The organism is Mycobacterium sp., assembly GCF_049608025.1.
Taxonomy (GTDB): domain Bacteria; phylum Actinomycetota; class Actinomycetes; order Mycobacteriales; family Mycobacteriaceae; genus Mycobacterium.
This window is the reverse complement of the sequence record NZ_JBMYXC010000004.1, coordinates 50,443-58,414: the sequence shown is the minus strand read 5'-3', so window position 1 is coordinate 58,414 and position 7,972 is coordinate 50,443. Positions and strand designations below refer to the sequence as shown.

Here is a 7,972-nt window from a genome sequence, read left to right as displayed (position 1 = left end):
AGCTGCTGGCGCGCTCGCCGGCTGAACCGCCGACGCGATGGCGGGCATCAGGATGCCCTTGAGCAGGTCGACCACCTCACCGGCACCCAACTGGTTGGCAGCACTGGTCAGATCGCCGATCAGGCCGCCGCTGCTGGTAGCGACCGGAGCGGCCAGTGACGGGTCGCCCAGGATCGGGTATCCGCCCAAGGCGGGATCCAGACCGATCGGCGCGGAGATCGGGATCTCGCCGGTCAGGGGCATTCCGGCGGTCGAGAGCGGGGCAGTGCCCAGTGCGGGCGGGGTGGTCAGGCCTGGCACGGTCAGGCTCGGTGTGGTGAGTTCCGGTGTGCTCACGCCCGGCACCGTGAGACCTGGTGTGGTGAGTTCCGGTGTGCTCACGCCCGGCACGGTGAGACCCGGTGTGGTGAGTTCCGGTGTGCTCACGCCCGGCACGGTGAGTCCCGGTGTGGCCAGGGCGGGGTCGGTCAGCGACGGCAGTGCGCCGGTCGGGCTGGTCAGCGCTGGGTTGGTCAGCGCGGGATTGGCCAGGCCGGGATCGGTCAGCGACGGCGCTCCTGCCAATCCCGGCATTCCCAGCCCGGTTGATCCCAATCCGGGCATCAATGTGCTCGGCGTGGTCGAACCCGTGCCGCCGAGCATGCCCGTCGGCATCGGTGGCAGGTTGATGCCGAACTGCGAAAGCCCCTGGGAAAGCGCCGAGATCAGTTCGCCCGGCAGATCCAGGATGCTGGCGGCCTGTACGAACTCGCGGTGCTGCGGCGCTCCCTCGGATGCCTCGGACAGTTCGTAAACGGCGAAAATGGCAATTGGACTCGCGACTGCCATAGCGGCGACTGTGCTCAAGGCTGTCGAGAGCCGGCGTCGACGTCGGTTCGGCACGGAAGTCTCCTCAATACTTGGACGTAGAAAATCGGCTACCTGAAGTGGCTGCCTGTGCGTGATCTTTCGGTATGCGATCGATGGTACTGATGTGACTAGTGTGACCAGAGTGGCGATGCGGAATTGTGAGCAAACCGCGATCTGCAAGGCTCGGTCAACTCGGGTCTGGCCGTGCTGGTCGGATACCCTTGCTGCCGATGATCTCTCCAGATCCCCGGGTCGCTTCGCTCCTGCCCACCGGCTCTACCTCCCGGGTCGCTTCGCTCCTGCCCACCGGTGACTTCGACCTGTTCGTCGTCGGCTCCGGGTTCTTCGGCCTGACGATCGCCGAGCGCGCGGCCACCCAACTCGGCAAGCGGGTGCTCGTACTTGAGCGGCGCCCGCATATCGGCGGCAACGCCTACTCCGAACCCGAACCCGAGACCGGCATCGAAGTGCACCGCTACGGCGCACATCTGTTCCACACCAGTAACCAACGGGTGTGGGATTACGTCCGGCAGTTCACCGAGTTCACCGGGTATCAGCACCGCGTCTTCGCGCTGCACAACGGGCAGGCCTACCAGTTCCCGATGGGCCTGGGCCTGGTCAGCCAATTCTTCGGCCGGTATTTCACCCCCGATGAGGCGCGTGCGCTGATCAAGGACCAGGCCAGCGAGATTGATACTGCCGATGCGCAGAACCTGGAAGAGAAGGCCATCTCGCTGATCGGCAGACCGCTCTACGAAGCGTTCGTCAAGGGCTACACGGCCAAGCAGTGGCAGACCGACCCCGCTGAGCTTCCGGCCTCCGTCATCAGTCGGCTGCCAGTCCGCTATACCTTTGACAATCGCTACTTCAACGACACCTACGAGGGTTTACCGGCCGAGGGCTACACGGCGTGGCTGGAGAACATGGCCGCCGACGACCGCATCGAGGTGCGGCTCGACACCGACTGGTTCGATGTCGCCGATCAGTTGCGGTCCGCGAACCCGGCGGCCCCGGTGGTGTACACCGGCCCGCTGGATCGCTACTTCGACTACGCAGAGGGGCGTTTGGGCTGGCGCACACTGGATTTCGAGCTCGAGGTGCTGCCGACAGGCGACTTCCAGGGCACTCCGGTGATGAACTACAACGACCCCGGGGTTCCCTACACGCGCATCCATGAGTTCCGGCACTTCCACCCGGAACGCGCATATCCAGCCGACAAAACGGTGATCATGCGGGAGTTCTCGCGGTTCGCCGACGATGACGACGAGCCGTACTACCCGATCAACACCGAGGCTGACCGCGCGGTGCTCGGCGCCTATCGCAAGCGGGCACTGGCGGAGACGGCCTCGTCGAATGTGCTGTTCGGGGGCCGCCTCGGCACCTACCAATACCTGGACATGCACATGGCGATTGCCAGCGCGCTGAACATGTTCGACAACACCCTGGTGCCGCATCTTCGCGAAGGCGCGCCGCTGGTCGATACCCAAACATGAACCCGCCAAGGAAAGTAGTGGACCATGAGTGACATTCCGTCCGGCGCGCTCGAGGCCGGACAGTCACGGGCGATCAGCCTGCTGGCCCGCGTCATCCTGCCGCGCCCGGGCGAGCCGCTCGACGTCCGAAAGCTCTATATCGAGGAGTCGGAAACCAACTCCCGGCGCGCCCACCCGCCGACCCGCACCGAACTGGAGATCGGTGCGGAGTCCGAAGTGTCGTTCGCCACGTATTTCAACGCCTTCCCCGCCAGTTACTGGCGGCGCTGGTCGACGCTGAAGTCGGTGGTGCTGCAAGTGGAGCTGACTGGAAGCGGTCGCGTGGACGTTTACCGCACCAAGGCCACCGGCGCCCGCATCACCGTCAGCGGAGATTCCTTCTCCAGCGATCAGGGAGACTCCGCGGTGGTGGAGTTCGAGATCGAGCTGGATCCCTTCGAGGACGGCGGCTGGATCTGGTTCGACATCACCACCGACACGGCGGTCACGCTGTGCGGTGCCGGCTGGTACGCACCGGTGCCGGCGCCCGGCCGGGCCAACATCGCCGTCGGTATCCCGACCTTCAATCGGCCTTCTGATTGCGTCAACGCGCTGGCTGCGCTGACCTCGGACCCCTTGGTGGACGAGGTGATCGGCGCGATGATCGTCTCAGACCAGGGGACCAGCAAGGCCAAGGATCACCCGGGCTTTGCCTCGGCCGCAGCCGCGCTGGGCGACCGGCTCTCGGTGTACAACCAGCCCAACCTGGGTGGATCCGGCGGCTACAGCAGGGTCATGTACGAGGCGCTGAAGAACACCGACTGCGACCAGATCCTGTTCATGGACGACGACATCCGAATCGAGCCGGACTCGGTGCTGCGGGCGCTGGCGATGAACAGGTTCGCCAAATCGCCGACGCTGGTCGGCGGCCAGATGCTGAACCTGCAGGAGCCGTCGCACCTGCACGTGATGGGGGAGGTCGTCGATCAGGCCAACTTCATGTGGACCAACGCACCCAATACCGAGTACGACCATAACTTCGCCAAGTACCCGCTGGTAGGCGAGGAGGACCGCAGCAAGCAACTGCACCGCCGCATCGACGTCGACTACAACGGATGGTGGATGTGCATGATTCCGCGGCAGGTCGCCGAGGAGTTGGGCCAGCCGTTGCCGTTGTTCATCAAGTGGGACGACGCCGACTATGGGTTGCGTGCGGCCGAGCACGGCTACGGCACCGTGACGCTTCCAGGTGTCGCGATCTGGCACATGGCGTGGAGCGACAAAGACGACGCGATCGATTGGCAGGCCTATTTCCACCTGCGCAACCGGCTGGTGGTCGCCGCCATGCACTGGGATGGCAAAACCACCGGCCTGCTGCGCTCGTCGATCAAGGCCACGCTGAAACACCTTCTGTGTCTTGAGTATTCGACAGTAGCGATTCAGAACAGGGCGATGGCAGACTTCCTGGCGGGCCCGGATCACATCTTCTCCATCCTGGAGTCGGCGCTGCCCGACGTGCGGGCGATGCGCGAGAACTTCCCCGATGCCGTGGTGCTGCCGGCGGCGACAGCGTTGCCCCCACCCTCGGGTAGGGGCGGCAGGAAGTTGAGGCTCCCGACGTCCAAGCCCGCCATCGCTCTTCGAGTGCTGCGCGGTGTCGCTCATCAACTCACCGAGCACGACCCCACCCATCATCGGCGGCCCGAGCTCAACGTCGCTACCCAGGACGCGCGCTGGTTCCTGCTCTGCCAGGTCGACGGCGTCACCGTGACGACCGCGGACGGCCGCGGCGTGGTCTACCGGCAGCGGGACCGAGCGAAGATGTTCGAGCTGCTGGGTACCTCCCTGCGTCAGCACGTGCAGCTGGCCCGCAGGTTCAACCGTATGCGCCGGGTGTACCGCGACGCATTACCGGCGCTGACCAGCAAGCAGCGGTGGCAGACTGTGCTGGACGCCGGCGAGCGGCGAGTCGCGCTATCCCCTGATGTGGAATCCCGTAATGGTTGATCCAGCGATGATCGAGGAGGAAGTGCCGCCCGAAGGTGAAGACCTGGCACTGGTGGCCGTGCAGTCGGCGCTTGCCGGCCGGCCCGGAGTGTTGGCCGGTGCCCGGGGGCTGTCTCACTTCGGTGAACACAGCATCGGTTGGATGATGCTCGCCGCGGCCGGTGCGCTGGTCTTTCCGAGTCGCCGCCGGGACTACCTGGCTGCGGGTGCGGGCGCATTCCTGGCCCATGCCTGTGCGGTCGTGATCAAACGGGTGGTGCGCCGTCCACGCCCGCACCACCCGGCGATAGCGGTCAACGTCCGCACGCCGAGCAGGCTGAGCTTTCCCTCCGCACACGCCACCTCAACGACCGCGGCGTCGATGTTGTTGGCCCGGCCCACCGGCCTGCCGCTGCCCGTGTTGGTGGTCCCGCCGATGGCCATGTCCCGCCTGGTTCTCGGTGTCCATTATCCCAGCGATGTGTTGGCCGGTATCGCCGTCGGGGCGGTTGTGGCCAAAGTAGTCGGCAAGGTGGTCGACGGGGTGGCTGACCGGGTCGGAGATAGGGTGCCCACCGTGATGAGTAGATGGCCATGAGCGCATCCGAGGTCGGCCAGGACGCGGGCTCGACCGCCGGTCCTCCCAAGAGTCTGCCCGCAGGAATCGTCAGGGCGCTTCGACCCCGCCAATGGGTGAAGAACGTATTGGTCTTTGCCGCTCCGGTGGCCGCGCTGGGCGACGACCGTTACGCCTACGACTACCGCGAAGTGCTGGTCAAGGTACTCCTGGCGTTCGTCGTGTTCAGCCTGGCCGCGTCGGCGGTCTACCTGGTCAATGACGCGCGGGACGTCGAGGCCGACCGCGCTCATCCGACCAAGCGGTACCGCCCGATCGCGGCCGGAGTGGTGCCGGAGTGGCTGGCCTACTGGCTGGCGGGCGTGTTGGGGGCTGCGTCACTGGCGATCTCGTGGCTGGTCACGCCCAACCTGGCAGTGGTGATGGTCGTCTACATCGGCATCCAACTGGCCTACTGTTTCGGGCTCAAGCACCAGCCGGTCATCGACATCTGCATCGTGTCGTCGGGTTTTCTGATCCGGGCGATCGCCGGCGGCGTTGCGGCGGAAGTGCCGCTTTCGCAATGGTTCCTGATGATGATGGCGTTCGGATCGCTGTTCATGGCGGCTGGAAAACGCTACGCCGAACTGCAACTCGCCGAAATGACCGGCGCCAAAATTCGCAAATCGCTGGAGAGTTACACAAGCTCGTATCTGCGTTTCGTGTGGACGCTGTCGGCGACGGCGCTGGTGCTGTGCTACGGACTCTGGGCCTTCGAGCGCGATGAGACCGGCGGTACGTCCTGGTTCGTGATCTCCATGGTGCCCTTCACGATCGCGATTCTGCGTTACGCCGTCGACGTCGATGGCGGGATGGCAGGCGAGCCCGAGGAGATCGCGCTCAAGGACCGCGTACTGCAGCTGCTGGCGCTCGCCTGGATCGGAACCATCGGTGCCGCAGTCTTCCTCGGCTGACCGGCCGACTGCCACTCTGACGGACCGGCTCGCGCGCTGGCCCGCCTTTCCCTACGACGCCTCGGCGCGTGTCAGCCTCTGGGTGAGCCTCGCCGTGGTGGCCGTGCTGTTCGGCTGGGGCGCCTGGCAACGTCGCTGGATCGCCGACGATGGATTGATCGTGTTGCGTACGGTGCGAAACCTGTTGGCGGGCAACGGCCCCGTCTTCAATGCCGGGGAGAGGGTGGAGGCCAACACCTCCACGGCGTGGTCGTACCTGGTGTACTTCGGTGGGGTGGTCGGTGGTCCCGTCAGGCTCGAGTACGTCGCGTTGGTGTTGGCGCTGGTGCTCAGCGTGCTCGGCGTAGCACTGGTCATGCTGGGGGCCGCACGGTTGTACGCGCCCAGTCTGGTGGGCCGGCGCGCGCTGTTGCTGCCCGCCGGCGCACTGGTCTACATCGCGGTGCCGCCGGCCCGGGACTTCGCCACTTCCGGTCTCGAGAACGGTTTGGTGCTGGCGTATCTGGGCCTGCTGTGGTGGATGATGGTCTGCTGGTCGCAGGCACCGCTCCGGACTTCGGGAACCTCGCGGACCTTCGACGCTGCATTGGCAGCGGTTGCCGGGCTGAGCGTGCTGGTGCGGCCGGAACTGGCGCTCATCGGCGGCCTGGCACTGATCATGATGCTGGTTGCGGCACCCGATTGGCGGCGGCGTGCGTTGATCGTCGGCGCGGGCGGCCTGCTTCCGGTGGCCTATCAGATCTTCCGGATGGGCTACTACGGCCTGTTGTTCCCGGGCACCGCGTTGGCCAAGGATGCCTCTGGGTCCAAGTGGCAGCAGGGTTTCGTCTACCTCGCCAACTTCAACCAGCCCTACCTGCTGTGGGCCCCGGCGATTCTGATTGTCGGCTTGGCGGTCATGGTGATGTTGCTGCGAGGTCGGCCGTCGTCGGTCGACCGGCGAACGCCATCGGGGTCCCGATGGCAGGCCAGAGCGGTGCAGAGCCCCACCGCCGTCGTGGCGTTCATGCTGTTCAGCGGTTTCCTGCAGGGGGTCTACTGGATCCGTCAGGGTGGCGACTTCATGCATGGCCGGGTGTTGTTGACGCCGATGTTCTGTCTGTTGGCGCCCGTTGCGGTCATCCCGCTCATGCTGCCGGAGAGGTCGCGGATGGCCCGGGGAGCGGGCTACCTCTATGCGGGCGCTACCAGCGTGCTGTGGTTGGCGGTGGCGGGCTGGGCGTTGTGGGCGGCCAATTCGCCGGGGATGGGCGCAGACGCCACCCGGGTGACCTCTTCGGGCATCGTCGACGAACGGCGTTTCTACGCGCAGGCCACCGGTCATGCGCACCCGTTGACCGCCGCGGATTACCTCGACTACCCACGGATGCGCGCCGCCGTGGCCGCCATCCAGAACACCCCGGACGGCGCGCTGCTGTTACCCGGGGGCAACTATGACATGTGGGATGTGGTGCCGGCGATCCCCCCGCCACCGGGTGCCCCACCGGTATCGACACAGTCCCGAAGTGGTCCTCACACAGTCTTTTTCACCAATCTTGGCATGCTTGGAATGAACGTCGGCCTCAACGTCAGGGTGATCGACCAGATAGGTCTGGCTAACCCGCTGGCAGCCCACACCGCGCGGATCGAGAACGGCCGAATCGGACATGACAAGAATCTGTTCCCGGACTGGGCGGTAGCCGAGGGTCCATTCCTGAAGACGGATCCATACATCCCGGCATATCTGGACGAGGACTGGATCAGGCAGGCGGAGGCAGCGCTGACGTGCCCCGAAACCGAGGCGGTGATGGCCGCGATCCGGGCGCCGATGGGGCCCGGGCGGTTCCTGTCGAACCTGTGGCGTTCCGTGCAGTTCACCCAATACCGCATCGACAGGGTGCCGTTGTACGAGCTCGCGCGGTGTGGCCTGCCGGTGCCGGAGCCGGTGAACCCGCCCTACACTGGGATACCCCCGACGGGCCCCTGATCCGCAGGCGATTTGCTGGCGGGTAGGGTCATCTGCTTTCGTAACGCTGTAGCCATGTCAGTCAGATAAGACATGTGTCGGGACCACAAGAAGGTTCGCGGCGAACAGAGAACACCACAAAGCGGTGGTCCACTGATCGGGCAACGAAGCCGATACGAGGACTATTTCA

General features: G+C 65.5%; 6 protein-coding genes. 5 read left to right on the top strand and 1 reads right to left on the bottom strand.

Features of this window, described 5'->3' with window-relative positions:
• The coding region (locus tag ACPGXI_RS02530) for a hypothetical protein (RefSeq protein ID WP_526649474.1) at positions 1-882 on the bottom strand (882 nt) is incomplete at its 3' end.
• A 197-nt stretch (positions 883-1,079) separates the two neighbouring features.
• Between ACPGXI_RS02530 and glf the strand changes: the two genes are divergently transcribed.
• Genes glf through aftB form a run of 5 tightly spaced genes read left to right on the top strand, consistent with a single transcriptional unit; the run spans position 1,080 to position 7,803 of the window.
• Entirely contained in the window at positions 1,080-2,342 is a 1,263-nt protein-coding gene (glf, locus tag ACPGXI_RS02525) for a UDP-galactopyranose mutase (RefSeq protein WP_526649472.1), read from the top strand.
• A 24-nt stretch (positions 2,343-2,366) separates the two neighbouring features.
• Positions 2,367-4,328 carry a glycosyltransferase family 2 protein gene (locus ACPGXI_RS02520; RefSeq protein ID WP_526649470.1) on the top strand — a complete coding sequence of 654 codons (1,962 nt, stop codon included), beginning with the start codon at positions 2,367-2,369 and terminating at the stop codon, positions 4,326-4,328.
• Positions 4,321-4,905, top strand: coding sequence for a phosphatase PAP2 family protein (locus tag ACPGXI_RS02515; RefSeq protein ID WP_526649468.1), 585 nt, complete (start codon positions 4,321-4,323; stop codon positions 4,903-4,905). The genes ACPGXI_RS02520 and ACPGXI_RS02515 overlap by 8 nt, the downstream gene beginning before the upstream one ends.
• On the top strand, positions 4,902-5,837 hold the full coding sequence (locus ACPGXI_RS02510; RefSeq protein WP_526649467.1) for a decaprenyl-phosphate phosphoribosyltransferase: 936 nt from the start codon (positions 4,902-4,904) through the stop codon (positions 5,835-5,837). The genes ACPGXI_RS02515 and ACPGXI_RS02510 overlap by 4 nt, the downstream gene beginning before the upstream one ends.
• Complete coding sequence (gene aftB / locus ACPGXI_RS02505; RefSeq protein WP_526649465.1) at positions 5,815-7,803, top strand: terminal beta-(1->2)-arabinofuranosyltransferase; 1,989 nt, start codon at positions 5,815-5,817, stop codon at positions 7,801-7,803. Before ACPGXI_RS02510 ends, aftB begins: the two co-directional genes overlap by 23 nt.
• Positions 7,804-7,972: the final 169 nt, after the last annotated feature.

Excerpts from the sequence above, each read along its gene's own strand:
- glf (WP_526649472.1), top strand. The coding sequence starts at position 1,080 with ATGATCTCTCCAGATCCCCGGGTCGCTTCGCTCCTGCCCACCGGCTCT.
- ACPGXI_RS02515 (WP_526649468.1), top strand. The coding sequence starts at position 4,321 with ATGGTTGATCCAGCGATGATCGAGGAGGAAGTGCCGCCCGAAGGTGAA.
- ACPGXI_RS02510 (WP_526649467.1), top strand. The coding sequence starts at position 4,902 with ATGAGCGCATCCGAGGTCGGCCAGGACGCGGGCTCGACCGCCGGTCCT.
- ACPGXI_RS02520 (WP_526649470.1), top strand. The coding sequence starts at position 2,367 with ATGAGTGACATTCCGTCCGGCGCGCTCGAGGCCGGACAGTCACGGGCG.